The organism is Pseudomonas sp. P4_C4 (genome assembly GCF_056402055.1).
In genome coordinates, this window is sequence record NZ_JBFUID010000013.1 from 18256 (window position 1) to 42907 (window position 24652).

General features: G+C 58.9%; 29 protein-coding genes. 22 read left to right on the top strand and 7 right to left on the bottom strand.

The genetic code is table 11. The features are described from left to right. The first annotated feature begins 8 nt into the window (after positions 1-8). Both AC1DXW_RS09355 and AC1DXW_RS09360 read left to right on the top strand, forming a co-directional pair. The gene (locus AC1DXW_RS09355) at positions 9-2447 is read left to right on the top strand and encodes a Lon protease family protein (protein WP_477755806.1); all 2439 of its coding nucleotides are present in this window, start codon (positions 9-11) and stop codon (positions 2445-2447) included. Between the two features lie 320 nt (positions 2448-2767). After that, the gene (locus AC1DXW_RS09360) at positions 2768-3109 is read left to right on the top strand and encodes a PA4575 family protein (protein WP_477755805.1); all 342 of its coding nucleotides are present in this window, start codon (positions 2768-2770) and stop codon (positions 3107-3109) included. Between the two features lie 6 nt (positions 3110-3115). On the opposite strand, the gene AC1DXW_RS09365 is transcribed toward AC1DXW_RS09360, so the two are convergent. Beyond that, positions 3116-4945, bottom strand: coding sequence for a hypothetical protein (locus AC1DXW_RS09365; protein WP_477755804.1), 1830 nt, complete (start codon positions 4943-4945; stop codon positions 3116-3118). Between the two features lie 170 nt (positions 4946-5115). On the opposite strand from AC1DXW_RS09365, the gene AC1DXW_RS09370 reads away from it, so the two are divergent. From AC1DXW_RS09370 to AC1DXW_RS09380, 3 genes are all read left to right on the top strand, one after another. Continuing rightward, positions 5116-5604: a TIGR00645 family protein gene (locus AC1DXW_RS09370; protein WP_108216418.1), complete on the top strand. Its 489-nt coding sequence runs from the start codon at positions 5116-5118 to the stop codon at positions 5602-5604. Between the two features lie 148 nt (positions 5605-5752). Further along, positions 5753-6043: a DUF6482 family protein gene (locus tag AC1DXW_RS09375; RefSeq protein ID WP_477755803.1), complete on the top strand. Its 291-nt coding sequence runs from the start codon at positions 5753-5755 to the stop codon at positions 6041-6043. Positions 6044-6164: 121 nt separating this feature from the next. Further along, positions 6165-6782, top strand: coding sequence for an FKBP-type peptidyl-prolyl cis-trans isomerase (locus AC1DXW_RS09380; RefSeq protein WP_477755802.1), 618 nt, complete (start codon positions 6165-6167; stop codon positions 6780-6782). A 132-nt stretch (positions 6783-6914) separates the two neighbouring features. Here the strand turns inward: AC1DXW_RS09380 and AC1DXW_RS09385 are convergent, their stop codons facing one another. From AC1DXW_RS09385 to AC1DXW_RS09395, 3 genes are all read right to left on the bottom strand, one after another. Next, entirely contained in the window at positions 6915-7172 is a 258-nt protein-coding gene (locus AC1DXW_RS09385) for a PA4570 family protein (protein WP_223528321.1), read from the bottom strand. 208 nt (positions 7173-7380) lie between these two features. Then, positions 7381-7722 (bottom strand): zinc ribbon domain-containing protein YjdM, encoded by a 342-nt coding sequence (locus AC1DXW_RS09390; protein WP_095946014.1) that lies wholly within the window; start codon positions 7720-7722, stop codon positions 7381-7383. Positions 7723-7907: 185 nt separating this feature from the next. Further along, complete coding sequence (locus tag AC1DXW_RS09395) at positions 7908-8876, bottom strand: polyprenyl synthetase family protein (RefSeq protein ID WP_414875874.1); 969 nt, start codon at positions 8874-8876, stop codon at positions 7908-7910. Positions 8877-9115: 239 nt separating this feature from the next. Here AC1DXW_RS09395 and rplU point away from each other — a divergent pair, with 239 nt between their 5' ends. From rplU to AC1DXW_RS09420, 5 genes are all read left to right on the top strand, one after another. Next, entirely contained in the window at positions 9116-9430 is a 315-nt protein-coding gene (gene rplU / locus AC1DXW_RS09400; protein ID WP_003176051.1) for a 50S ribosomal protein L21, read from the top strand. A 35-nt stretch (positions 9431-9465) separates the two neighbouring features. Then, entirely contained in the window at positions 9466-9723 is a 258-nt protein-coding gene (gene rpmA, locus AC1DXW_RS09405; RefSeq protein WP_003281574.1) for a 50S ribosomal protein L27, read from the top strand. 195 nt (positions 9724-9918) lie between these two features. After that, on the top strand, positions 9919-11142 hold the full coding sequence (gene cgtA, locus AC1DXW_RS09410; RefSeq protein ID WP_008052064.1) for an Obg family GTPase CgtA: 1224 nt from the start codon (positions 9919-9921) through the stop codon (positions 11140-11142). Positions 11143-11289: 147 nt separating this feature from the next. Further along, on the top strand, positions 11290-12408 hold the full coding sequence (gene proB / locus AC1DXW_RS09415; RefSeq protein ID WP_150727089.1) for a glutamate 5-kinase: 1119 nt from the start codon (positions 11290-11292) through the stop codon (positions 12406-12408). A gap of 12 nt (positions 12409-12420) precedes the next feature. Further along, positions 12421-12882 (top strand): CreA family protein, encoded by a 462-nt coding sequence (locus AC1DXW_RS09420; RefSeq protein WP_477756166.1) that lies wholly within the window; start codon positions 12421-12423, stop codon positions 12880-12882. Between the two features lie 180 nt (positions 12883-13062). Here the strand turns inward: AC1DXW_RS09420 and rpsT are convergent, their stop codons facing one another. Beyond that, the gene (rpsT, locus tag AC1DXW_RS09425; protein WP_007970922.1) at positions 13063-13341 is read right to left on the bottom strand and encodes a 30S ribosomal protein S20; all 279 of its coding nucleotides are present in this window, start codon (positions 13339-13341) and stop codon (positions 13063-13065) included. A gap of 252 nt (positions 13342-13593) precedes the next feature. Between rpsT and murJ the strand changes: the two genes are divergently transcribed. Next, entirely contained in the window at positions 13594-15132 is a 1539-nt protein-coding gene (gene murJ / locus AC1DXW_RS09430; protein WP_477753716.1) for a murein biosynthesis integral membrane protein MurJ, read from the top strand. Here the strand turns inward: murJ and AC1DXW_RS09435 are convergent. Continuing rightward, a complete protein-coding gene (locus AC1DXW_RS09435; RefSeq protein ID WP_458237013.1) occupies positions 15110-15355 on the bottom strand; it encodes a hypothetical protein in 246 nt (81 codons plus the stop codon). The genes murJ and AC1DXW_RS09435 overlap by 23 nt on opposite strands. Between AC1DXW_RS09435 and ribF the strand changes: the two genes are divergently transcribed. The 5 genes from ribF (at position 15263) to ispH (ending at position 21073) form a co-directional block, all read left to right on the top strand. Next, positions 15263-16201: a bifunctional riboflavin kinase/FAD synthetase gene (gene ribF / locus AC1DXW_RS09440; protein WP_477753715.1), complete on the top strand. Its 939-nt coding sequence runs from the start codon at positions 15263-15265 to the stop codon at positions 16199-16201. The two genes, AC1DXW_RS09435 and ribF, sit on opposite strands and share 93 nt — an antisense overlap. Before the next feature lie 13 nt (positions 16202-16214). Then, complete coding sequence (gene ileS, locus AC1DXW_RS09445) at positions 16215-19046, top strand: isoleucine--tRNA ligase (protein WP_477753714.1); 2832 nt, start codon at positions 16215-16217, stop codon at positions 19044-19046. Further along, the gene (gene lspA / locus AC1DXW_RS09450; RefSeq protein ID WP_477753713.1) at positions 19039-19551 is read left to right on the top strand and encodes a signal peptidase II; all 513 of its coding nucleotides are present in this window, start codon (positions 19039-19041) and stop codon (positions 19549-19551) included. Before ileS ends, lspA begins: the two co-directional genes overlap by 8 nt. A 7-nt stretch (positions 19552-19558) precedes the next feature. Further along, positions 19559-19996: an FKBP-type peptidyl-prolyl cis-trans isomerase gene (gene fkpB, locus AC1DXW_RS09455; RefSeq protein ID WP_172435403.1), complete on the top strand. Its 438-nt coding sequence runs from the start codon at positions 19559-19561 to the stop codon at positions 19994-19996. 129 nt (positions 19997-20125) lie between these two features. Beyond that, positions 20126-21073, top strand: coding sequence for a 4-hydroxy-3-methylbut-2-enyl diphosphate reductase (gene ispH, locus AC1DXW_RS09460; RefSeq protein ID WP_477753712.1), 948 nt, complete (start codon positions 20126-20128; stop codon positions 21071-21073). Here ispH and AC1DXW_RS09465 read toward each other — a convergent pair. Next, complete coding sequence (locus AC1DXW_RS09465) at positions 21042-21581, bottom strand: GspH/FimT family pseudopilin (RefSeq protein ID WP_477753711.1); 540 nt, start codon at positions 21579-21581, stop codon at positions 21042-21044. The genes ispH and AC1DXW_RS09465 overlap by 32 nt on opposite strands. Before the next feature lie 130 nt (positions 21582-21711). Between AC1DXW_RS09465 and AC1DXW_RS09470 the strand changes: the two genes are divergently transcribed. From AC1DXW_RS09470 to AC1DXW_RS09495, 6 genes are read left to right on the top strand one after another with little or no spacing between them, the layout of a single operon-like run. Then, complete coding sequence (locus AC1DXW_RS09470; RefSeq protein WP_477753710.1) at positions 21712-22185, top strand: GspH/FimT family pseudopilin; 474 nt, start codon at positions 21712-21714, stop codon at positions 22183-22185. Further along, a complete protein-coding gene (gene pilV / locus AC1DXW_RS09475) occupies positions 22182-22631 on the top strand; it encodes a type IV pilus modification protein PilV (RefSeq protein ID WP_477753709.1) in 450 nt (149 codons plus the stop codon). Before AC1DXW_RS09470 ends, pilV begins: the two co-directional genes overlap by 4 nt. Further along, a complete protein-coding gene (locus AC1DXW_RS09480; RefSeq protein WP_477753708.1) occupies positions 22628-23335 on the top strand; it encodes a PilW family protein in 708 nt (235 codons plus the stop codon). Before pilV ends, AC1DXW_RS09480 begins: the two co-directional genes overlap by 4 nt. 10 nt (positions 23336-23345) lie before the next feature. Further along, positions 23346-23825 (top strand): pilus assembly PilX family protein, encoded by a 480-nt coding sequence (locus AC1DXW_RS09485; protein ID WP_477753707.1) that lies wholly within the window; start codon positions 23346-23348, stop codon positions 23823-23825. Next, a complete protein-coding gene (locus tag AC1DXW_RS09490; protein ID WP_477753706.1) occupies positions 23812-24225 on the top strand; it encodes a hypothetical protein in 414 nt (137 codons plus the stop codon). The genes AC1DXW_RS09485 and AC1DXW_RS09490 overlap by 14 nt, the downstream gene beginning before the upstream one ends. A 14-nt stretch (positions 24226-24239) precedes the next feature. Beyond that, positions 24240-24641 (top strand): type IV pilin protein, encoded by a 402-nt coding sequence (locus tag AC1DXW_RS09495; RefSeq protein WP_477753705.1) that lies wholly within the window; start codon positions 24240-24242, stop codon positions 24639-24641. Positions 24642-24652 lie beyond the last annotated feature (11 nt).

Here is a 24652-nt window from a genome sequence, read left to right on the forward strand (position 1 = left end):
GAAGCCCGATGCCTGATCCTGTTGCTGCCAGCTTGCGTCTAGCGCCCGAAGCGCTGACCCGTCCGTTTTCCGCTGAACAGTTCAGCTTCTCTACCACCAATGATCTGGAGCCCTTTCGCGGTGTGCTTGGCCAGGAACGTGCGGTCGAAGCCTTGCAGTTCGGTGTGGCCATGCCACGCCCCGGTTACAACGTATTCGTCATGGGCGAGCCCGGCACTGGCCGGTTCTCGTTCGTCAAACGCTATCTCAAGGCCGAAGGCAAGCGCCTGCAGACCCCGGCGGACTGGGTCTATGTCAACAATTTCGATGAGCCGCGCGAACCACGTGCCCTGGAATTGCCGTCGGGCACTGCCGGTAACTTCATTGGAGATATCAACGGTCTGATCGACAACCTGCTGGCGACGTTTCCGGCAGTCTTCGAGCATCCGTCCTACCAACAGAAGAAAAGCGCCATCGACCGCGCCTTCAACCAGCGCTACGACAAGGCCCTGGACGTCATCGAGCGTCTGGCCCTGGAAAAGGACGTCGCGCTCTACCGCGACGCCAGCAATATCGCCTTCACCCCAATGGGCGATGGCAAGGCGTTGGACGAAGCTGAATTCGCACAACTGCCGGAAGCCGAGCGCGAGCGCTTTCACGAGGATATTTCGGTACTGGAGGAGCGCCTGAACGAAGAGCTCGCCAGCCTGCCGCAATGGAAGCGCGAATCGAGCAACCAACTGCGTCATCTGAACGAGGAAACCATCACCCTGGCCTTGCAGCCGTTGCTGTCGCCGTTGTCGGAGAAATACGCCGAGAACGCTGCGGTGTGCGGTTATCTGCAAGCCATGCAGGTGTATTTGCTCAAGACGGTGGTCGAGCAACTGGTGGACGACAGCAAGACCGATGCCGTCGCCCGCAAGCTGCTGGAAGAGCAATACGCACCGAGCCTGGTGGTTGGTCATTCGGCCAGCGGCGGTGCGCCGGTGGTGTTCGAGCCGCACCCGACCTATGAAAACCTCTTCGGTCGCATTGAATACAGCACCGATCAGGGCGCGCTGTACACCACTTACCGCCAACTGCGGCCGGGTGCTTTGCACCGGGCCAATGGCGGTTTCCTGATCCTTGAAGCGGACAAGATGCTCAGCGAGCCATTCGTGTGGGATGCGCTCAAACGCGCCCTGCAATCGCGCAAGCTGAAAATGGAGTCGCCGCTGGGTGAGCTGGGCCGTCTGGCCACCGTGACCCTGACACCGCAACACATTCCGTTGCAGGTCAAAGTCGTCATCATTGGTGCCCGTCAGCTGTATTACACGCTGCAAGACCTCGATCCGGACTTCCAGGAAATGTTCCGCGTCCTGGTGGATTTCGATGAAGACATCCCGATGGTCGACGAGAGCCTGGAGCAGTTCGCCCAGTTGCTCAAAACCCGTACTTCCGAAGAAGGCATGGCACCGCTGACCGCCGATGCGGTGGCCCGCCTGGCAACCTACAGTGCGCGTCTGGCCGAGCACCAGGGGCGCTTGTCGGCGCGTATCGGTGACTTGTTCCAACTGGTCAGCGAGGCGGACTTCATCCGCCATCTGGCCGGTGATGAAATGACCGACGCCGGGCACATTGAACGGGCACTCAAAGCCAAGGCCACGCGGACCGGGCGGGTTTCGGCGCGGATTCTCGACGACATGCTGGCCGGGATCATCCTGATCGACACCGCGGGCGCGGCAGTCGGCAAGTGCAACGGCCTGACCGTGCTGGAAGTCGGCGATTCGGCCTTTGGTATACCGGCGCGGATTTCCGCCACGGTGTACCCGGGCGGCAGCGGCATTGTCGACATCGAGCGCGAGGTCAACCTCGGCCAGCCGATCCACTCCAAAGGCGTGATGATCCTTACCGGTTATCTGGGCAGTCGTTACGCCCAGGAGTTTCCGCTGGCGATTTCCGCGAGTATCGCCCTGGAGCAATCCTACGGTTATGTCGATGGCGACAGTGCTTCCCTGGGCGAGGCCTGCACCCTGATCTCGGCCTTGTCGAAAACCCCGCTCAAGCAATGCTTTGCCATCACCGGTTCGATCAACCAGTTCGGCGAAGTGCAGGCGGTCGGCGGAGTCAACGAGAAGATCGAGGGCTTCTTCCGTCTGTGCGAGGCCCGCGGGTTGACCGGCGAGCAGGGGGCAATCATTCCTCACGCCAACGTCGCCACGCTGATGCTCGACGAGAAGGTGCTGGCGGCGGTACGTGCGGGGCAATTCCATGTCTACGCGGTCCGTCAGGCCGACGAAGCCTTGAGTTTGCTGGTTGGCGAGCCAGCCGGCGAGCCGGACGAGAATGGCGAATTCCCTGAAGGCAGCGTGAACGCACGGGTCGTGGAGCGCCTACGGGTTATCGCGGAAATGATCAGCGAAGATGATCTGAAGGAAGCCGAGAAGGAGTTGGCGCAAGAGGCGTTGGCGGAAACAAAGCCAGCTTGATACCTGTTTGAGTCTGGCTCACCTCGGTACTGTGGGAGCGAGCCTGCTCGCGATGAGGGACTGACATTCAACCCATATGTTGACTGAAGGTCCGCCATCGCGAGCAGGCTCGCTCCCACGGTTTTTTGTGGTGAATGTCGAAAAGCGTCATCGAAATGACGTCAACATTCACGCGGTGACCATTCGGCGCCTTTCGGTATCGCACTGCCTGCAAGCCAGACTTTTCTTCTATTCTCAGCTCAGGGATGTCGACAGTAATCACAGGATCGAAACAGCCTTCACATGGGGGCTGAATACCGGATCTACCGAGGGTCGCCGCCATGTCGCGCAACCTCTGCCTTACCCGTCAATGCCTGGGCCTTGAGACCCGTATCGAGTGTGCCATCCGTCCGTTGGCGGGAGATACGGGCATGTGGACTCTGCTGTTCGCCGCCGGAATGGCCGGTGAACAACCTTCGGCTATCAAGGCCCAAGGCCCGTTTCACGGTCCGTTCGTCGCTGAATCAATCCTCGACACCATCGTTGAAAGCCTGACCTTGCACGGCTACGAGTTGGCCAACGATCCGCAAATCTGGTGCTTGCACCTGCAAGCCCAACTGCGGGAAATCAACGGTGGTCGCTGCCGAAACATGGGCGGCTTCGAGTTTCACCCCGAGTACTGATTCGCACTATTGATCAAGGCGCGTCATGTCGGCCTTGTCGAGTTTGACCTCGAAACCATACTGCACGGTGGCGAGGTCAGTGCGCTGATAGGTTTCCAGGCGCGTAGGCTGTCCGTAGAAGTAATGCACGGCAAACTGCGCCGGCCCTTGTGCGCTCGCGCCATGGCTGACCGATAGAATCTCCTTCAAGTAATTGCCGGTGTCGTCCTTGGCGAAAAAGCGCCAGTCCTGGGCGGGAAACTGCTTCAAATCAACCACCAGAGCATTGGCTTTAAGCTCGAGGCCTTTGGGCAGTTGGCGGGCGTCGACGGTTTTTTGCTCGACGGTGGCCAGGAACAGCGGCATCGAGCCCACCGCATAGGCCGGCGTTTGCGGAAACAGATTCAGATCGTAGGTAATGGTGCCGCGCAGGGGATCGATCTGGTACGCCTCGGGCGGCAACTCGATCGGCTCGTCGCGTTTGCCACTCGCGTCTTCGGTAAAGAAACTCACCGGACTTTCACCGGGGTTGAACGATGTGCCGAGCAGTTCATCGTTGAAGCTGCGCAGATGAGTGAGTTCGATTCGCGCAGCACTGGGGTCATCGACCGACTGACTGATGCTGACGTTCTTTTTCAGTTGATCCTCGCTCAGCGTTGCCCCTTTGAGCCAACCGGGCGCCTGGTCGTCATAGACCACCACGGGCAGGTTCAAGGGCTGGATGGTCTTGTCCGTGGTCTCGGCATCGAAGTGCCGGACCGGCAGGTCGAGGCTCTTGCGGGTGACCGTGACGGCGGAAAAATCCAGCATGCTGACTTCGAGGGTTTCGATCGTCCCGTTGAAGTACACCTTCGAATAATGTCGAGTCTGCCGTTTCTCAAAGTTGCGCTGTTCTTCGTCGAGCTGTTTTTCCAGGGCCTCGCTCCAGCTTTTTTGCTGCTGCATCTTGGCCAGCTGCTGCTGATAGAACGCAATTTGTACCGCGGTTTCGTTGATTGAGCCGGCGCGCGAGATGAATTGCCCGGTGCTGTCCGTGGCCTGGACGATCAGTGGGTTCAGCGGTGTTTCTCTGACTTCGGGGGCTAGCGGTGCGCTGTTGTTGTATTCGATTTCCGCGTAGTTGTTCGTCAGTGTGAGCAGGGTGACGCTCATGTTGTCATTGGTGCGGGTCTGGCCTATGTCCTTTTTCGTCAGGTCGAAGCTGTAGAGGCGGCGTGGCGCGATGACCTCGACTTTGCCCTGCAGGCTCACTGGTTGCGGTTGCTGTTTTCTGTCGATGTCGAGGCCTTCGATGAAGGGGTAGGCCACAGTCAGGTCATCGGGGGTGGTCAGGTTGGAACTCGATGGGCTGAGTTGAATGCCGGGGTCGGTTTCTGACCATTCCGGCTGGAATGGGATCACTCGTTTATTGCTTAGTGTGACCGACTGCCATTCCAGGCCATGGGGAAACAAAAACGCGGCAGGAACGCTGAAAGTGAAGGGAAACACCGGTTGCAGATCGGTCAGATAGTCGGAACTGGAGTCTTTTTGCAGCACGAACAACCCGTTGATGTAGGCGTCGACCAGGGCCTGCGGGGTCGGGTAGTGCTTGAGCATGGCGAGGGCGTCTTCGCCGTATTCGGTTTCCACCGGTTTACTCTCGAGCTTGAGTTGCGCGCGCTCGAGCAGCAGCAGTGAGCCGCCCAGCTCCGACACGGCATCCTTGAGCTTCGGATCCTGGATGGCGTCCAGCGACTTTTCGAATTGCGCGGTTTTTTCTTCGAGGCTGACCTGGCGTTTCTCATCGCTGGGCGAGCAGCCGCTTAGAAGCAGCGCCATGCAAATTCCGGCACTCGTCAAAGGCAATCGCACATCCATTTCCAGTCTTCCTGTCCGATATCACTGAGCGGTCAATGATTTGGACACTAGCAGAAAAACTTTGATACACAGGCGCAGGTGGCGGATTTTTCGACGGTTTCTGGCTGCTTCTGGGTATAGACGGGCGGCTGGTATACTCGCGGCCATTTTCAGCCCACATGTGAGATTCAATGGAACGCTTTATCGAAAATACAATGTACGCCTCGCGCTGGCTGCTGGCGCCGATCTATTTCGGCCTGTCCCTCGGGTTGCTGGCGCTGGCGCTGAAATTCTTCCAGGAAGTCTCCCACGTCATCCCGAACGTGTTTTCGATGGCCGAATCGGACTTGATCCTGGTGCTGTTGTCGCTGATCGACATGGCGCTGGTGGGCGGTTTGCTGGTGATGGTGATGATTTCCGGCTACGAGAACTTCGTCTCACAGCTGGACATCGACGACTCCAAGGAAAAGCTCAACTGGCTGGGCACCATGGACTCTTCGTCGCTGAAAATGAAGGTGGCGGCGTCGATCGTGGCAATCTCGTCCATTCACCTGCTGCGTATCTTCATGGACGCCAAGAATGTCGATCCTGAACATCTGCAGTGGTACGTGATCATCCACATGACCTTCGTGGTTTCGGCATTCGCCATGGGTTACCTGGATAAACTCACCAAGCACTGATCCACACCGGCTCCCTTTGTGGCGAGCGAGCTCCCTCGCCACAACCTCCTGCGATAACAGACAAACGGTCTGGCCAGTGGCTTGTGCTTTGATGCGCCGAGGCCTATCCCTGTAAGTATGTTGGCTCGCCACTGCGTGAGGTGCGTTCATGACCCTGAATGAGTTGAATGCGTATGCCATCGCCGGAAAGGTCGATGAGCTGAACCTGATCTCCATGGAGGGGGGCATTTACCTGCTGGAGGCACGGATGCATGGCGCGGCGTACCCCCTGAGCGATACGCACGGCCAGATGATGAGCCTGCGTTCGGTGGAGCATGCCCGTGATGTGCTGCGCTCCTTTCCCAAGTTGCACTTCAACCTTGTGCACACGGTCGTGCATGACGAAATGTGCGGGCTGGTTGCCGACGTGGAAGAAAACCTGAAGGTGCCGATCGCCTGAGGTCCCTCATCAATGGCATGACATCTGTGCTAGTCTGCTGGCCCTTTTGGTTCCGGGCGCTCCGGGACGCGCTGTGCACGCATGGCAAGTTCCCGAGCCGTCCGCACAGCGGAGCAGTGTCATGTCCGAAGTAAATCTGTCCACCGACGAAACCCGCGTCAGCTACGGTATTGGCCGTCAGTTGGGCGACCAACTGCGCGACAACCCGCCACCGGGCGTCAGCCTGGACGCGATCCTGGCTGGCCTGACCGACGCATTCGCCGGCAAGCCAAGCCGTGTGGGTCAGGAAGAAATGTCCGCCAGCTTCAAAGTCATCCGCGAAATCATGCAGGCCGAAGCTGCAGCCAAGGCTGAAGCGGCTGCTGGCGAAGGCCTGGCTTTCCTGGCTGAAAACGCCAAGCGTGACGGCATCACCACTCTGGCTTCCGGTCTGCAGTTCGAAGTGCTGACCGCTGGCGAAGGCGTCAAGCCATCCCGTGAAGACTCTGTGCGTACTCACTACCACGGCACCCTGATTGATGGCACTGTGTTCGACAGCTCCTACGAGCGCGGCGAGCCTGCAGAATTTCCGGTTGGCGGCGTGATCGCCGGCTGGACCGAAGCCCTGCAACTGATGAGCGCCGGCAGCAAATGGCGCCTGTACGTGCCGAGCGAACTGGCATACGGCGCTCAAGGCGTTGGCAGCATCCCGCCGCACAGCGTACTGGTGTTCGACGTCGAACTGCTCGACGTTCTGTAATACCCGCTGATTACCTGTAGGAGCGAGCCTGCTCGCGATGGGCGTCAACGATAACGTGGCCATTCTGAATGAACGCGGTGTCTTTGAGTTTTTCGCGAGCAGGCTCGCTCCTACAGTGTTTTGCAGTGTCTCTCATGGATGAAACTTGCCATTGAGATCCGTCGTCGGGCGCAACGCCCGGGCATAGCAGAACAGAAACAGATTACGCACCAGTTCCTTGAGCACCACCGGCTCGCTGGAGCTCAGGCCATTGAGGTCAAGATCACCCTGGTCTTGCAGTTCGTTCAAGGCTTCTTCTTCAAGCACCGCACAGACTTCCCCGGTTTCCCGATGCAGGATTCTGAGGTAAGGGTGTGGGCGGTCCAGCCAGGCATCGATCAGATAAGTCATGGTTCTCATCTCCACTGAAGGTTTTATGAGAATAATTCTTATTCACTAAATAGCAAGAGCCTATTGGCGGTTTGCGCTTTTTTCCAGGTAAGGATTGCGTCAGGTCAAAAACGACTGGCGTCTGGCTATTGCGAGGATTGTCTGGGCGAAGCGGGGGGGAGGGTGAGGCGCCATCCCGCGGCCGGGCGCGGGATGGAAGACAGCAGGTTCAGACTTTCCTGACGAACTCGGACTTGAGTTTCATCGGGCCGATGCCGTCGATCTTGCAATCGATGTCGTGATCGCCATCGCACAGGCGGATGTTCTTGACCTTGGTGCCGACCTTGACCACCAAAGACGTACCCTTGACCTTGAGGTCCTTGATCACGGTGATGGTGTCGCCGTCCTGCAGGACGTTGCCGACCGAATCCTTTTTCACCGCGTCATCGGACACCGCTTCGGTTTCACCGCTGGCGGACCATTCGTGGGCGCACTCGGGGCAGATCAGCTGCGCGCCGTCTTCATAGGTGTATTCGGAATTGCATTTTGGGCAGGGTGGCAACGTGCTCACTAAGGCTCCTTGGATTCAGGATCGCTAAAAAGCGCACATTGTATAGGGTTTTAGGCGGGAAAGGGCGATGCAACAGCTGTAGGAGCGAGCTTGCTCGCGAAGAACTCAATGACACCGCATTCATTCAGGATGCACGCGTTATCGTTGACGACCTTCGCGAGCAAGCTCGCTCCTACAGATATCCCTTAGTGCGTACGCGCGACCGCGAACTCACTCAGTTCAACCAGTGCATCGCGGTATTCGCTGGCAGGCAGCGTTTCGAGGCACTTGATCGCACGGGCCACATAATCGCGGGCCAGTTGCGCGGTGTACTCCAGCGAGCCCGAGGCTTCCACGGCTTCACGGATGCTTTCCAGATCTTCGATTCCGCCTTTCTGGATCGCCTTGCGCACCAGGGCGGCTTGCTCCGGTGTGCCTTCACGCATGGTGTAGATCAGCGGCAGGGTCGGCTTGCCTTCGGCCAGATCGTCACCGACGTTCTTGCCCAGGGTTTCTGCGTCGCCTTTGTAGTCCAGCAGGTCGTCGACCAGTTGGAAGGCCACCCCCAGGTGATCCCCGAATGTACGCAGGGCTTCGGCCTGTTCCGGCGTGGCTTCGCACAGGGCGGCAGCACTGTGGGTCGAGGCTTCGAAGAGCATCGCGGTCTTGCCGCGGATGACTTCCATGTAGGTTTCTTCGGTGGTGCTGGCGTCACGAACCTTCGATAGCTGCAACACTTCGCCTTCAGCGATGATGCGCGTGGCCTGCGAAAGGATCTTCATCACCGGCATCGAGCCCAGTTCGACCATCATTTCGAACGAGCGCGAATACAGGAAGTCACCGACCAGCACGCTTGGCGCGTTGCCCCACATGGCGTTGGCGGTCGAGCGGCCACGGCGCATGCCGGACATGTCGACCACGTCGTCATGCAGCAGGGTAGCGGTGTGCAGGAATTCGATGGTGGCGGCCAGCAGGCGCAGCTCGTCACCTTCACGGCCCAGGGCCTTGCCGCACAGCAACACCAATAAAGGACGCAGGCGTTTACCGCCGGCCGAGGTAATGTAATCGCCGATTTTCGAGACCAGCGGCACGCGCGAAGTCAGCTGCTTCTTGATGATGCCGTCGACGGCGCTAAAATCGTCCGCCACCGCGCGGTAGAAAGCTTGGGGTTGCATCAGCGACAGTCGCTCCAGAAGGGTTGCGCGGCATGCTAGGACCCGCGTCCGGGCCTGTCAAGGCGCGATGGACTGCCCCTTGCAAGGCGCTCGTGGCTTGCGTACAATCGCGCACCCTGAACTTCCTGGGCAGCACCTGCCTTACGCAATTGCAAGCGGGCCTCCAGCCCCATGCAGCCATGCCAGCCAATACCTCTTCTTATAAAGAGCTGGGTGAGCAGGATTATCGGAGAAATACCATGTCTTATGCAGTAATCGTTACTGGCGGCAAGCAGTACAAAGTCGCCCCAGGTGAATACCTGAAGATCGAAAAACTGGAAATCGCTACCGGCGAATCCGTTACCTTTGATCGCGTTCTGTTGGTTGCCAACGGTGACGACGTGAATATCGGCGCTCCAGTTGTTGCTGGCGCTACCGTTGTGGCTGAAGTGATCTCCCAAGGTCGTCACGATAAAGTCCGCATCATCAAGTTCCGTCGTCGTAAGCACCACATGAAGCGTATGGGCCACCGCCAGTGGTACACCGAGATCAAAATCACCGGTATTCAGGCTTAATTTCAGCCTAATTCCTCACTAGGAGAATTGAACTCATGGCACACAAAAAAGCTGGTGGTAGTACCCGTAACGGTCGCGACTCAGAAGCCAAACGCCTTGGCGTGAAGATGTATGGCGGCCAGGCTATCAAAGCAGGCAACATCATCGTGCGTCAGCGCGGCACCCAATTCCACGCTGGCTACGGCGTTGGCATGGGTAAGGATCACACCCTCTTCGCTAAAGTCGAAGGCGTGATCAAGTTCGAAGTAAAAGGCGCCTTCGGTCGTCGTTACGTGAGCGTAGTCGCGGCTTAATTGCGCGATCGCTGGAAAAGCCCTGTCTCGCGACGGGGCTTTTTCGTTTGTGGGGTGAGTCTCTTGCAAAGCTGTTTGTATGGGCTGTTGGCGTACGATGTAGGTGTCGTGGTTTGGGGTCGCTGCGCTCATTTTTGCAAGAGTCTTATGTCTTGATTGTTTTTCGGCTCGTCCGTATGGCGAGAGGCGTTTGTTATGAAGTTTGTTGATGAAGTATCGATTCGCGTAAAGGCTGGTGATGGCGGCAATGGCGCCATGAGTTTCCGTCGGGAAAAATTTATCGAGAACGGTGGTCCGAACGGCGGTGATGGCGGTGACGGCGGTTCCATCTACATGATGGCCGACGAAAACCTCAACACCCTGGTGGACTACCGTTACACCCGGCACTTCGATGCCGAGCGTGGCTCCAACGGCGGCAGCACCGACTGCACCGGCAAGAAGGGTGAAGACCTGATCCTGCGCGTTCCGGTCGGCACCACGGTGATCGACTCCGCGACTCAGGAGGTCATCGGTGACCTGACCAAGGCTGGTCAGAAATTGATGGTGGTGCAGGGCGGCTGGCACGGTCTGGGCAACACCCGTTTCAAATCCAGTACCAACCGTGCGCCGCGCCAGACTACTCCGGGCAAGCCGGGTGAGCAGCGCGACCTGAAGCTGGAAATGAAGGTACTGGCTGACGTAGGTCTGCTGGGCTTGCCGAACGCCGGTAAAAGTACTTTTATCCGTTCGGTTTCGGCTGCCAAGCCGAAAGTTGCCGACTACCCGTTCACCACGCTGGTGCCGAACCTGGGTGTGGTCAGCGTCGATCGCTGGAAGAGCTTCGTCATTGCCGATATTCCGGGTTTGATCGAAGGTGCTTCCGAAGGTGCTGGTCTGGGTATTCGCTTCCTCAAGCACTTGGCGCGTACGCGCCTGCTGCTGCACCTCGTGGACATGGCGCCGCTGGATGACGCCAGCGCACCGGATGCCGCTGAAGTGATCGTCAACGAGCTGATCAAGTTCAGCCCGTCCCTGGCGGAGCGTGATCGCTGGCTGGTCCTGAACAAGTGCGACCAGATCCTTGATGAGGAGCACGATGCTCGCGTCAAGGAAATCGTTGATCGCCTGGAATGGACTGGTCCGGTCTACGTGATCTCGGCCATCTCCAAGCTCGGTACCGAGCGTCTGTGCCACGACATCATGCGTTACATGGAAGATCGTGCTGATCGCCTGGCCAATGACCCGGCTTACAAGGAAGAGCTGGCCGATCTCGATCAGCGCATCGAAGACGAAGCTCGCGCGCAACTGCAGGCGCTGGATGACAAGCGTGCCCTGCGTCGCAGCGGCGTGAAGTCGGTCCACGACATCGGTGACGATGATTGGGACGAAGAAGATGTGGATGACGAAGACGGTCCGGAAATCATTTACGTGCGTGACTGATTCGTTGCGATAAACTTAAGCGCCGCTCAATCGAGCGGCGTTTTGGTATCTGGAAATCGATTGTTGGTCACGAATAACCACGAATAACCACGAATAACGTCACGGGCAGTGCTAGGTCGCGCTGTCCTCAAGCTAAGGTTGAAGATGATGCGGAGCAAGGTGACAGGTGCGCAGCGTTGGGTCGTGAAGATCGGCAGCGCTTTGCTGACGGCGGACGGCAAAGGCCTGGATCGCGCGGCAATGGGTGTCTGGGTTGAGCAGATGGTGGCCTTGCATGAGGCGGGTGTCGAGCTGGTGCTGGTGTCCTCCGGGGCGGTGGCGGCCGGTATGAGCCGTCTGGGCTGGACCTCGCGACCCAGTGCGATGCACGAGCTCCAGGCCGCTGCTGCAATCGGTCAGATGGGGTTGGTGCAGGCCTGGGAATCGAGCTTTGCCGAGCATGGCCGGCATACCGCGCAGATTCTCCTGACCCATGACGACCTGTCCGACCGCAAGCGCTACCTGAATGCCCGCAGTACCTTGCGTGCACTGGTCGAGCTGAAAGTCATTCCGGTGATCAACGAGAACGACACTGTGGTCACCGACGAAATTCGTTTTGGCGACAACGACACCCTGGCAGCGCTGGTGGCGAACCTGGTCGAGGCGGATTTGCTGGTGATTCTGACGGATCGCGACGGCATGTTCGACGCTGATCCGCGCAACAATCCGGATGCCCAGCTGATTTACGAAGCGCGTGCCGATGATCCGGCGCTCGACGCGGTGGCGGGCGGCACCGGTGGTGCGCTGGGGCGTGGTGGCATGCAGACCAAATTGCGTGCTGCGCGTCTGGCGGCCCGTTCCGGTGCTCACACCATCATCGTTGGTGGGCGCATCGAGCGCGTGCTGGATCGCCTCAAGGCGGGCGAGCGCATCGGCACTTTGCTCTCGCCGGAGCGCGGCATGCTGGCGGCACGCAAGCAGTGGCTGGCCGGTCACCTGCAAACCCGTGGCACCCTGGTGCTGGATGCGGGTGCGGTGATTGCGTTGTCCCAGGGCAACAAGAGCTTGCTGCCGGTTGGGGTCAAATTGGTGCAGGGCAGCTTCCGTCGCGGTGAGATGGTGGTCTGCGTGGCGCCGGACGGTCGCGAGATCGCTCGTGGCCTGGCCAACTACAGTGCGCTGGAAGCACAAAAAATCATTGGTCAGTCGTCTGAGGCGATTGTCGGTCTGTTGGGTTACATGGCGGAGCCGGAACTGGTTCACCGCGATAACCTGATTCTGGTCTGAAGGAATACCTGAATGCGCGTGGCAAAAGGATTGTTGGGGTTGCTGTTGGCGATGCCCCTGCTGGCTTCGGCCGAAGAGATCGGTCAGGTGTCGACGGTGTTCAAGTTTGTCGGGCCGAATGACCGGATCGTGGTCGAGGCCTTTGATGACCCCAAGGTCGATGGTGTGACCTGCTACCTGTCGCGGGCCAAGACTGGCGGCGTGAAGGGTGGTCTGGGGTTGGCCGAGGATCGTGCCGAGGCATCTATCGCCTGTCGTCAGGTTGGGCCAATCAGCTTCAAGGGCGAACTCAAGGATGGCGACGAGGTGTTCAAGGAGCGCACGTCCCTGGTGTTCAAGACCATGCAGGTGGTGCGCTTTCTCGACAAGAAGCGCAATACGCTGGTGTATCTGGTCTACAGCGATCGCTTGATCGAGGGCAGTCCGCAGAATGCGGTGACGGCGATTCCGATTTTGCCGTGGGCGCATCAATAACTTTGAAGTAGATCCCTGTGGGAGCGAGCTTGCTCGCGATGACGGATTAACATTCAGCATCTACATTGGCTGGATGTCCACTATCGCGAGCAAGCTCGCTCCTACAGTTTTTTATGCGCCCATCAAATCGCAGGCAATAAAAAACCGACCCTGAGGTCGGTTTTTTAATGAACGAGTCGCTTAGGCGGCAGCGGCAACGTTCAGGGCCTTGACGTGGCCATTCAGGCGGCTCTTATGACGAGCGGCCTTGTTCTTGTGGATGATGCCTTTATCGGCCATACGGTCGATAACTGGCACAGCCAGAACGTAAGCGGCTTGAGCTTTGGCAGCGTCTTTTGCGTCGATGGCCTTAACTACATTCTTGATGTAGGTACGAACCATGGAACGCAGGCTGGCGTTGTGGCTGCGACGCTTCTCAGCCTGTTTTGCACGTTTTTTGGCGGAAGGTGAGTTGGCCACCGTCGAGCTCCTCGAAAGACTTTTTAGGAAATAGCAAACAAAATAGGCCGCGAATCATGCCGATGAGTTGAGTTCTTGTCAAGGGCGGTTGAGACGTTCCGCTAAGTGGTAGGTGAAGCAAGCTTGGAGATTTCTTTCCAGCGTGCGACCTGTAAACTCGCGAGCTTTGGCTCTGTGCTGTTGCGGCGCGGAGTATCGCATAAGTAGGCGCGTAGTTCGCCTGCTGTTTATCGACAGGCACAAACTCTTTCCATGAATCTGCTCAAATCGTTGGCCGCCGTCAGCTCTATCACGATGCTTTCCCGGGTTCTGGGATTTGTTCGGGACACCCTCATCGCGCGCGCATTTGGCGCGGGAATGGCGACCGACGCCTTCTTTATCGCCTTCAAACTGCCCAATCTGCTGCGGCGGATCTTTGCCGAAGGGGCGTTTTCCCAGGCGTTCGTGCCGATTCTTGCCGAATACAAAAGCCAGAAGGGCGAGGAAGCGACCCGAACCTTCATTGCCTACGTCTCGGGCCTGCTGACGCTGGTGCTGGCGCTGGTTACCGTGTTGGGCATGATTGCCGCGCCGTGGGTCATCTGGGTGACCGCGCCGGGTTTCACCAACACGCCGGAAAAATTCGAGCTGACCTCCAGTCTGCTGCGGGTGACCTTTCCCTACATCCTGTTGATTTCCCTGTCGTCGTTGGCTGGCGCGATCCTCAATACCTGGAATCGCTTTTCGGTGCCAGCGTTCGTGCCGACCCTGCTGAACGTCAGCATGATCATCTTTTCGGTGTTTTTGACGCCGTATTTCGATCCGCCCGTAATGGCGCTCGGCTGGGCGGTTCTGACGGGTGGCCTGGCGCAGTTGCTCTATCAACTGCCGCACCTGAAAAAGATCGGCATGCTGGTGCTGCCACGCCTGAACCTGCGCGACACCGGCGTCTGGCGCGTAATGAAGCAAATGCTGCCAGCAATCCTCGGTGTCTCGGTTAGCCAGATTTCGCTGATCATCAACACCATCTTCGCTTCGTTCCTGGTTGCCGGTTCCGTGTCGTGGATGTACTACGCCGACCGTTTGATGGAGCTACCGTCCGGCGTGTTGGGCGTCGCGCTGGGGACGATTCTGCTGCCGACCCTGGCCAAGACCTACGCCAACAAGGATCGTCACGAGTATTCGCGCATCCTCGACTGGGGGCTGCGCCTGTGCTTCGTATTGGTGCTGCCTTGCTCGCTGGCATTGGGGATTCTGGCGGAGCCGTTGACGGTTTCCTTGTTCCAGTACGGCCAGTTCAATGCGTTTGATGCATCGATGACCCAGCGTGCCCTGATCGCTTATTCGGTCGGTTTGCTCGGGATTATCGTGATCAAAGTGCTGGCCCCCGGCTTTTATGCGCAACAAAACATCCGCACACCGGTAAAAATTGCGATTTTCACCCTGGTGGTCACCCAGTTGTTCAACTTGATGCTGATCGGGCCGCTGGCTCACGCGGGCCTGGCCTTGGCGATCAGTGCTGGCGCCTGCCTCAATGCCGGTTTGCTGTTCTATCAACTGCGCAAACAGCAGATGTACCAGCCGCAGCCGGGCTGGGCGAAGTTCGCGTTCAAACTGCTGGTCGCGGTGGCGGTGATGTCCGCGGTATTGTTGGGTGTGATGCACTTTATGCCAGCCTGGGATCAGGGACATATGCTCGAGCGCTTCTTGCGTCTGGGGGCGTTGGTGGCGGCGGGTGTAGTGGCTTATTTCGGCATGTTAGTGTTGATGGGTTTCCGTTTGCGCGACTTCAATCGCAAGACGCTGGAATAGAGGTTCTGGCTTCGATAAACACGGGCGAGCCGACAGTTTTGTCGGCTCGATCACTTTGGGTTACGGTGTTGCCTGTCGTCGGCCGCCGGGTGTGGTTATAATCGACCACTTTATGAGCAAGAAGCGCGTTATGCAGCTGGTTCGAGGCCTCCACAATCTGCGCCCCCAGCATCGGGGCTGTGTCGCCACTATTGGCAACTTTGACGGTGTTCACCGTGGTCACCAGGCTATCCTGGCGCGGCTGCGTGAACGTGCGCTCGAGTTGGGCGTGCCCAGCTGCGTTGTGATTTTCGAGCCGCAGCCGCGAGAATTTTTCGCCCCGGACACGGCCCCGGCCCGTCTGGCCCGGCTGCGGGACAAACTGCAGCTGCTGGCCGACGAAGGTGTCGACCGCGTCCTGTGCCTGGCCTTCAACCAGCGGCTGAGCAAGCTCAGCGCCAGCGAATTCGTTGATACCATCCTGGTGGACGGCCTTGGCGTACAGCACCTTGAAGTCGGTGACGACTTCCGGTTCGGCTGCGACCGCGTAGGGGATTTCGATTTCCTGCAACAAGCCGGCATCGTTCAGGGCTTTACCGTCGAGGCGGCGCAAACCGTTGAGCTGGACGGTATTCGCGTCAGCAGCACTCAGGTCCGCAATGCCCTGGCTGCAGCTGATTTTGCCTTGGCCGAGCGACTGCTCGGTCGGCCGTTCCAGATTACCGGGCGGGTGCTGCACGGCCAGAAACTGGCTCGCCAGTTGGGTACGCCCACGGCCAACATACAACTCAAGCGCCGTCGCGTTCCGCTTTCCGGGGTTTACCTGGTCAACGTCGACATCGACGGCAAGACCTGGCCCGGCGTCGCCAATATCGGCGTGCGGCCCACGGTTCAAGGTGATGGCAAGGCCCACCTCGAAATACATCTTTTAGATTTTGCCGGCGATCTGTATGACCGGCGTTTAACGGTGGTTTTCCACCACAAGCTGCGTGAAGAGCAGCGTTTCGCCTCTCTGGAGGCGTTGAAAACGGCGATCAACGCGGATGTCGCCGCCGCCCGTGCACTAGCCGCACCTAGCGCCCATCGCTAATGAAGAGCCTTAAATGACCGACTATAAAGCCACGCTAAACCTTCCGGACACCGCCTTCCCAATGAAGGCCGGCCTGCCTCAGCGCGAACCGCAGATTCTGCAGCGCTGGGACAGCATTGGCCTGTACGGAAAGTTGCGCGAGATTGGCAAGGATCGTCCGAAGTTCGTATTGCACGACGGCCCTCCGTACGCCAACGGCTCGATTCACATCGGTCATGCGCTGAACAAGATTCTCAAGGACATGATCATTCGTTCGAAGACCCTGTCGGGCTTCGACGCGCCTTATGTCCCGGGTTGGGATTGTCATGGCCTGCCGATCGAGCACAAAGTCGAAGTGACCCACGGCAAGAACCTGGGTGCAGACAAGACCCGCGAACTGTGCCGGGCCTACGCCACCGAGCAGATCGAAGGGCAGAAGTCCGAGTTCATCCGTCTGGGTGTGCTGGGCGACTTCGCCAACCCGTACAAGACCATGGACTTCAAGAACGAGGCCGGGGAAATCCGTGCCCTGGCCGAAATCGTCAAGGGCGGTTTCGTGTTCAAGGGCTTGAAGCCTGTTAACTGGTGCTTCGACTGCGGTTCGGCCCTGGCCGAGGCGGAAGTCGAGTACGAGAACAAGAAGTCCTCGACCATCGACGTGGCCTTCCCGATTGCCGATGAAGCCAAACTGGCTGCCGCCTTCGGTCTGCCATCGCTGGCCAAGCCTGCCTCGATCGTGATCTGGACCACCACCCCGTGGACCATCCCGGCCAACCAGGCGCTGAACGTCCACCCGGAATTCAACTACGCCCTGGTCGATGCCGGCGACAAACTGCTGGTGTTGGCCGAAGAGCTGGTCGAGTCGTGCCTGGCGCGCTACTCGCTGGAAGGTTCGGTAATCGCTACTGCCTCCGGTTCGGCGCTGGAACTGATCAACTTCCGTCACCCGTTCTACGACCGTCTGTCGCCGGTTTACCTGGCCGACTACGTTGAACTGGGCGCCGGCACCGGTGTGGTTCACTCCGCTCCGGCCTACGGCGTAGACGACTTCGTGACCTGCAAGAAGTACGGCATGGTCAACGACGACATCCTCAACCCGGTACAAAGCAACGGCGTTTACGTACCGTCGCTGGAGTTCTTCGGTGGCCAGTTCATCTGGAAGGCCAACCCGGCCATCGTCGACAAGCTGACCGAAGTCGGTGCGCTGCTGCACACCACTATCATTGAACACAGCTACATGCACTGCTGGCGCCACAAGACCCCGCTGATCTACCGCGCCACCGCGCAGTGGTTCATCGGCATGGACAAGCAGCCGACCACCGGCGACACCCTGCGCCAGCGCTCGCTCAAAGCCATCGAAGAGACCCAGTTCGTTCCGGCCTGGGGCCAGGCGCGCCTGCACTCGATGATCGCCAATCGTCCGGACTGGTGCATTTCCCGTCAGCGCAATTGGGGCGTGCCGATCCCGTTCTTCCTGAACAAGGAAAGCGGTGAGCTGCACCCACGTACCGTCGAGCTGATGGAAATCGTTGCCAAGCGCGTTGAAGTAGAAGGCATCGAAGCCTGGTTCAAGCTGGACGCCGCCGAGCTGCTGGGCGATGAAGCGCCGCAATACGACAAGATCAGCGACACCCTGGACGTCTGGTTCGACTCGGGTACCACGCACTGGCACGTCCTGCGCGGTTCGCACCCGATGGGCCACGAAACCGGCCCGCGCGCCGACCTGTACCTGGAAGGCTCGGACCAACACCGTGGCTGGTTCCACTCGTCGCTGCTGACCGGTTGCGCCATCGACAACCACGCACCGTATCGCGAACTGCTGACTCACGGCTTCACGGTCGACGAGTCCGGCCGCAAGATGTCCAAGTCTTTGGGCAACGTGATCGCGCCACAGAAAGTCAACGACACCCTGGGCGCCGATATCATGCGTCTGTGGGTTGCTTCGACCGACTATTCGGGCGAAATGGCGGTTTCCGAGCAGATCCTGCAACGCAGTGCGGACGCCTACCGGCGTATCCGTAACACCGCGCGTTTCCTGCTTTCGAACCTGACTGGCTTCAACCCGGCCACCGACCTGCTGCCAGCCGAAGAAATGTTAGCTCTGGACCGTTGGGCCGTAGACCGTACCCTGCTGCTGCAACGCGAGCTGCAAGAGCACTACGGCGAATACCGCTTCTGGAACGTGTACTCGAAGATCCACAACTTCTGCGTGCAGGAACTGGGCGGCTTCTACCTCGACATCATCAAGGACCGTCAGTACACCACTGGCGCCGACAGCAAGGCCCGTCGTTCGTGCCAGACCGCGCTGTTCCACATCTGCGAGGCGTTGGTGCGCTGGATCGCGCCGATCCTGGCGTTCACCGCCGACGAACTGTGGCAGTACCTGCCGGGCGAGCGTAACGAGTCGGTCATGCTCAACACCTGGTACGAAGGCCTGACCGAATTGCCGCAAGGCTTCGAGCTGGATCGCGCTTACTGGGACCGGATCATGGCGGTCAAGGTCGCGGTCAACAAGGAAATGGAAATCCAGCGCGCGGCCAAGGCTGTCGGTGGCAACCTGCAAGCCGAAGTGACGCTGTTCGCCGAAGATGCGCTGACTGCCGACCTGGCCAAGCTGAGCAACGAACTGCGCTTCGTGCTGATCACTTCGACCGCCAGTGTCGCGCCATTGGTGCAGGCACCGGCCGATGCCGTGGTCACCGAAGTCAGCGGCCTGAAGCTGAAGATCGTCAAGTCGGCCTTCGCCAAGTGCGCCCGTTGCTGGCACTGCCGTGAAGACGTCGGTGTGAACCCGGAGCATCCGGAAATCTGCGGCCGTTGCGTGGATAACATCAGCGGCGCTGGCGAGGTCCGTCACTATGCCTAATGCCGTTGGCCGTTTCGGACGGCTGAGCTGGCTCTGGTTGAGTTTGCTGGTCCTGGTCATCGACCAGGCCAGCAAGTTCTACTTCGAAGGCTCGCTTGCGATGTACCAGCAAATCGTGGTGATCCCCGATTACTTCAGCTGGACCCTGGCTTATAACACCGGTGCGGCGTTCAGCTTTCTGGCTGACAGCTCCGGCTGGCAGCGCTGGCTGTTCGCGTTGATCGCTGTCGTGGTCAGTGCGGTGCTGGTGGTGTGGCTCAAGCGTCTGGGGCGCAACGAGACCTGGCTGGCGGTTGCGCTGGCACTGGTACTCGGCGGCGCACTGGGCAATCTGTATGACCGCATTGCCCTGGGCCATGTGATCGATTTCATTCTGGTGCATTGGCAGAACCGCTGGTATTTCCCGGCGTTCAACTTTGCCGACAGTGCAATCACGGTTGGTGCTGTCATGCTGGCACTGGATATGTTCAAAAGTAAAAAGACCGGAGAAACCGTTCATGACTGAACAGGTATTGGCTGAGCAACGCATCGGCCAGAACACGGAAGTCACCTTGCATTTCGCATTGCGCCTGGAGAACGGCGACACCGTGGACAGCACCTTCGACAAGGCCCCGGCGACCTTCAAGGTCGGTGACGGCAACCTGTTGCCAGGTTTCGAAGCGGCCCTGTTCGGTTTCAAGGCCGGTGACAAGCGTACGCTGAGCATCGAGCCGGAAAACGCTTTCGGCCAGCCGAACCCGCAAAACGTGCAGATCATCCCGCGCTCGCAGTTCCAGGACATGGAACTGTCGCCTGGCTTGCTGGTGATCTTCAACGATGCGGCCAATACTGAATTGCCAGGCGTGGTGAAAGAGTTCGATGATGCGCAAGTTACCATCGACTTCAACCACCCGCTGGCTGGCAAGACGCTGACCTTTGACGTGGAAATCATTTCCGTCAAAGCGCTGTAACTGCTTTTCAGTGGGAGCGAGCTTGCTCGCGATGATCGTTAACGAATACGCGTTCTTCTGAATTAACGCGGTGTCCTTTAGGATTTCGCGAGCAAGCTCGCTCCTACAGGGCAAGACACGAGGCACAGCATGCAAATCAAACTCGCCAATCCCCGTGGCTTCTGCGCCGGTGTGGACCGGGCGATCGAAATCGTCAACCGCGCCCTGGAAGTCTTCGGGCCACCGATCTACGTGCGCCATGAAGTGGTTCACAACAAGTTTGTCGTCGAAGACCTGCGCTCCCGTGGTGCGATCTTCGTCGAAGAGCTGGACCAGGTGCCGGACGACGTCATTGTGATCTTCAGTGCCCACGGCGTTTCCCAGGCTGTGCGCAGCGAAGCGGCTGGCCGTGGGCTGAAAGTGTTCGACGCCACGTGCCCGCTGGTGACCAAAGTCCACATTGAGGTGGCGCGCTACAGCCGTGACGGCCGAGAGTGCATTCTCATCGGCCACGCCGGTCACCCGGAAGTCGAAGGCACCATGGGCCAGTACGATGCCAGCAGTGGTGGCGCGATCTACCTGGTCGAAGACGAGAAAGATGTCGCGGCGTTGCAGGTGAACAACCCTGAAACGCTCGCCTTCGTGACCCAGACCACCTTGTCGATGGACGATACCAGCCGCGTTATAGACGCTCTGCGTTCGCGCTTCCCGGCCATCGGTGGGCCGCGCAAGGACGACATTTGCTATGCCACGCAAAACCGTCAGGACGCGGTCAAGCAACTGGCCGACGAGTGCGACGTGGTGCTGGTGGTCGGCAGCCCGAACAGCTCCAACTCCAATCGCTTGCGCGAATTGGCGGAACGCATGTCCACTCCGGCCTACCTGATCGACGGTGCCGAAGACCTGCAAAAGAGCTGGTTCGACGGTGTCGAGCATATCGGCATCACCGCTGGCGCCTCTGCCCCGGAAGTCCTGGTGCGCGGCGTGATCCAGCAGTTGCAGGCCTGGGGGGCTACCGGTGCCGATGAACTGGCCGGTCGCGAGGAGAACATCACGTTCTCGATGCCTAAAGAACTGCGCGTTCGCTCGTTGCTCTGAATTTATTCCTTTCTTTGCATAACGCCTGCTCAGCCTTGTCGTTGCGCAGGCTGACGCGACCGGTCCGTGCCAACACCACTTGATGTTGGCTCACCGGGTCGCGAACGGCGCAAATGTGCAATGTCCCTCCAAACAGTGGCTCGCCCTGACCTCTGAAGCGTATTGAGCTTTCGACCGTACCGTTCCCCACAATCGACACTCGTGCGCCGCTCTGGCGTTCGGCCAGCAGTGGATTGTCGCTGTCCATTTCCCCCTTGCCGCTGATATCCAGAATCATCCGCCAGCCTTGGCTCCAGTCGCCATTGATGCCGTGAATCACCACGGCCTGGTTGCGGACGATGGCTTCAGTCCGGGCGGTGCGAATACCGCTGGATAGAGCCTGTGCCGCTTGCTCTCTTTGGTTCGACTCGATGAGTGCTCCGTATGTCGGGCTGACCAAATGCAGAACAATTCCCGTAATTGCCAGTCCCATGAGCAGTTCGATCAGGCTGAAGCCTTGTTGCCGCATGACATATCCCTCCGTGGCGTGCTGTGGCTCGCGCAATCCCTGCGCGAGAAATGCCAACGCAAACGCACCGCATCGCTCGAATGTTGTGCCGCGTAAGGGCAGGTATAGCTGAAGGAAACAGAAGGCCCCGATGGATCATCCTACAAAAGGTTTCACGCTGATCGAGTTGCTGGTCGCGCTCGCGATCCTTCTGATTTTGCTGACTCTGGCTGTTCCGGCGTTTACCCGCTCGACGCAAACAACCAGGGCTGATACTGAAATCGCTGACCTGCGACGAGCCCTGAGTTTTGCCCGGCTCGAAGCCATCGATCGGGGCAACACCACACGGGTGCGCCCGACGGCCGGTGGGGATGCCTGGAGCGGGGAGCTGGCGGTTTACGACGGTACGGGCGCTTTGGCCAATGTATTGCGGGTTGTTCCGGCGATGAGCAGCAGCGCAACTCTGGCGCTAACCTCAGGCCTGACTTTCATCGATTTCAACAGTATGGGCGGATTGTCATCACCGTCCTCAGAGGTGGTGATCAGCTATGGGCGGGGAGCACAAGGCAGGACGCTGACGGTGTGTTTGAACGGACGAATTCTATTGGGTGGAAATTGCGGATGAAAGCAGGGAGCAAGCGCACGCAAGAGGGCATGACGCTGATCGAAGTCCTGGTGGCGTTAGTCATTCTGGGAGTGGGGTTGCTGGGGGCAGCGGCGTTTCAGCTCAATGCGTTGAAATACACGGACAGCGCGCGCATGACCAGTCAGGCCAGTTTTATCGCCTACGACCTGATGGACCGCATTCGCGCCAACGCCGCTGCGGATTACACGATTGCGCCGCCGGCTTCGGGCAATCCGGACGTTACCCGGGATCAGGACCTGTTTGATTTCAACGCCAGCATTGTCAGTTCACTCGGTGCCTCCGCGACGGGCAGTGTCACCGTCAATCAGAAGGTGTACACCATCACGATAACCTGGGACGACTCACGGGCTGCGAAGGCCGCCGACTCGCGGCGCAGCTTCGTCCTGACCAGTCGCACGGCCATTGATCCGGTGGTGACCCCGTGAGTCGCCGCAGCAAGGGGTTTGGCCTGGTCGAGCTGCTGATCGCCATGGCTTTGAGCCTGGTTGTGGTGCTGGGCGTGGTACAGGTTTTTATCGCAGCCAAGAACACTTATCTCAGCCAGAACGCGGCCGCGAACATGCAGGAGGACGCACGTTTCGTGTTGAGCAAAATGATTCAGGAAGTCCGCATGGTCGGGATGTTCGGTTGTCTGGAAACGATCACCGATTCAAGTGAGAAAGGTGATTTCCATGCCAGTCAGCTAGCACCGATCCGTTGGGACAACGGCGGCCGCAAGTTGACGCTGGTTACGGCGGATGTCGGCGGCAATGGCGGCAAGCCGGACTGGACCGTGCTTTCCGATTGTCGAACCAATTCGACGGCCTACAGTGAAGGTCGGACGCCAGTGGCAGGGCAACTGGCCTTTCCGATCCGGCGGCTGATTTACAGCTTCAGCAACAACCAACTGCTGATGAAAGGCGGGGCCGCAGCAGACCAGGTATTGGTGGACAACGTCAGCGCTTTCGACGTGAGCTTCGGCCTGGCCAGTACAGCCACTGATCTGGCTGCCTCGCGCTACAGTAGCAACCCGCCGGACCCCGCGCTGATTCGTAGCGTTCGCCTGAGCCTGACCCTCTTCGATCCGAATCACCGGGTGAGCGATCAAACCTTCAACGTGGTTGCCGCTCTGCGCAACCGCTTGCCATGAGAGGGTGCCAATGAGTCGGTCTCCCATGACGTGTGATACCCAGCGCGGCATGGCACTGTTGGTCAGTCTGGTGTTCCTGCTCTTGCTGACGTTGATTGGTCTTTCATCGATGCAGAGCGCTACCCTGCAGGAAAAAATGGCCGGTGGCGTCGCCTTGCGCAATCAGTCGTTCCAGAGTGCCGAAGCCGCATTGCGGGTGGGCGAGAGTGCCGTGCGGCGGGACAGTTATGCGTTACCTGTTTGTAGCGGCATCGTTCAATGCGCACCACCGTCCGAGTCTTCGACTATTACCGCTGCCGGTTTCAACGCCTCTTCAGGCGTGACCTGGGTTGCATCGGGCAAGGGCTTTTATGGCGTGCAAAATATCGGTGTCAGCCGAAATGCGGTGAATGTGCCCATCAATACCCCGGCGACCTTGTATCGGGTAACGGCGGTCGGCATCGCAGGGCATTCGCGCAGTGTGGTGGAGAGCATCTATGCGAAGTACTGAGCGACCTGTCAGGTTATGGTCACAACTGATCTATGTCGTAGTCGCGCTTGACCTGTCGATGTCGGCGCACGCTGCCACGTCAGCGGATTCGCCAGCGCTGAACCGGCCAACCTGTCTGGCCAATGGCAACTGGTACGGTTTTTACCACAGCAATCAGGGGTTGAAAGCCGTCTGCCTGAAGCTGCCGGAGGCGATCAGCGTTAAGATGCTCGACAGCAACGCCGATGGCGTGGTCGACAACAGCGACACGCTATCCGATGGCGTGATCTTTATCGGCGAGCATTCGACCCAGGACGCCAGCGACAATGGCGGGGGCGTGAACGATTCCACTGGCGACGGTACTGCGGGGATGGAAAAATCCGGCGGCAGCCGTCGCATCATGTGGCGACAAGTACAGTGAGTGAGAATTGAGGCATGCGTAGTTCCAACCGCGGTTTTACCCTGATCGAAATCATGATCGTGATTGCGATCATCGGTATTGTCATGACCATTGCTGCCCCGAGTTTCACCGAGTACCTGAACAAGGGCCGTCGCGCAGAAGTGGCCGGTCTGCTCTCGGAGCAGACGCAGCTCCTGGAGCGCTTCTACTCGCAGAAAAATGCCTACACCGATGCGCCGGGCCTCAGTGCCGGCAATGATTACTACAGCATCACACCGACCCTGACCGACCAGACCTTTCTGCTGACGGCGGTGCGCAAGGCTGACTCGAGCATGGCCGCCGACAAGTGCGGTGATCTGACCATCACCAACACCGGTGTGCTCGGTATGGTCAACGCGAAATCCGGCCTGACCAGCAAAGACTGCTGGGGGCGCTGAGTTTCTTTTTC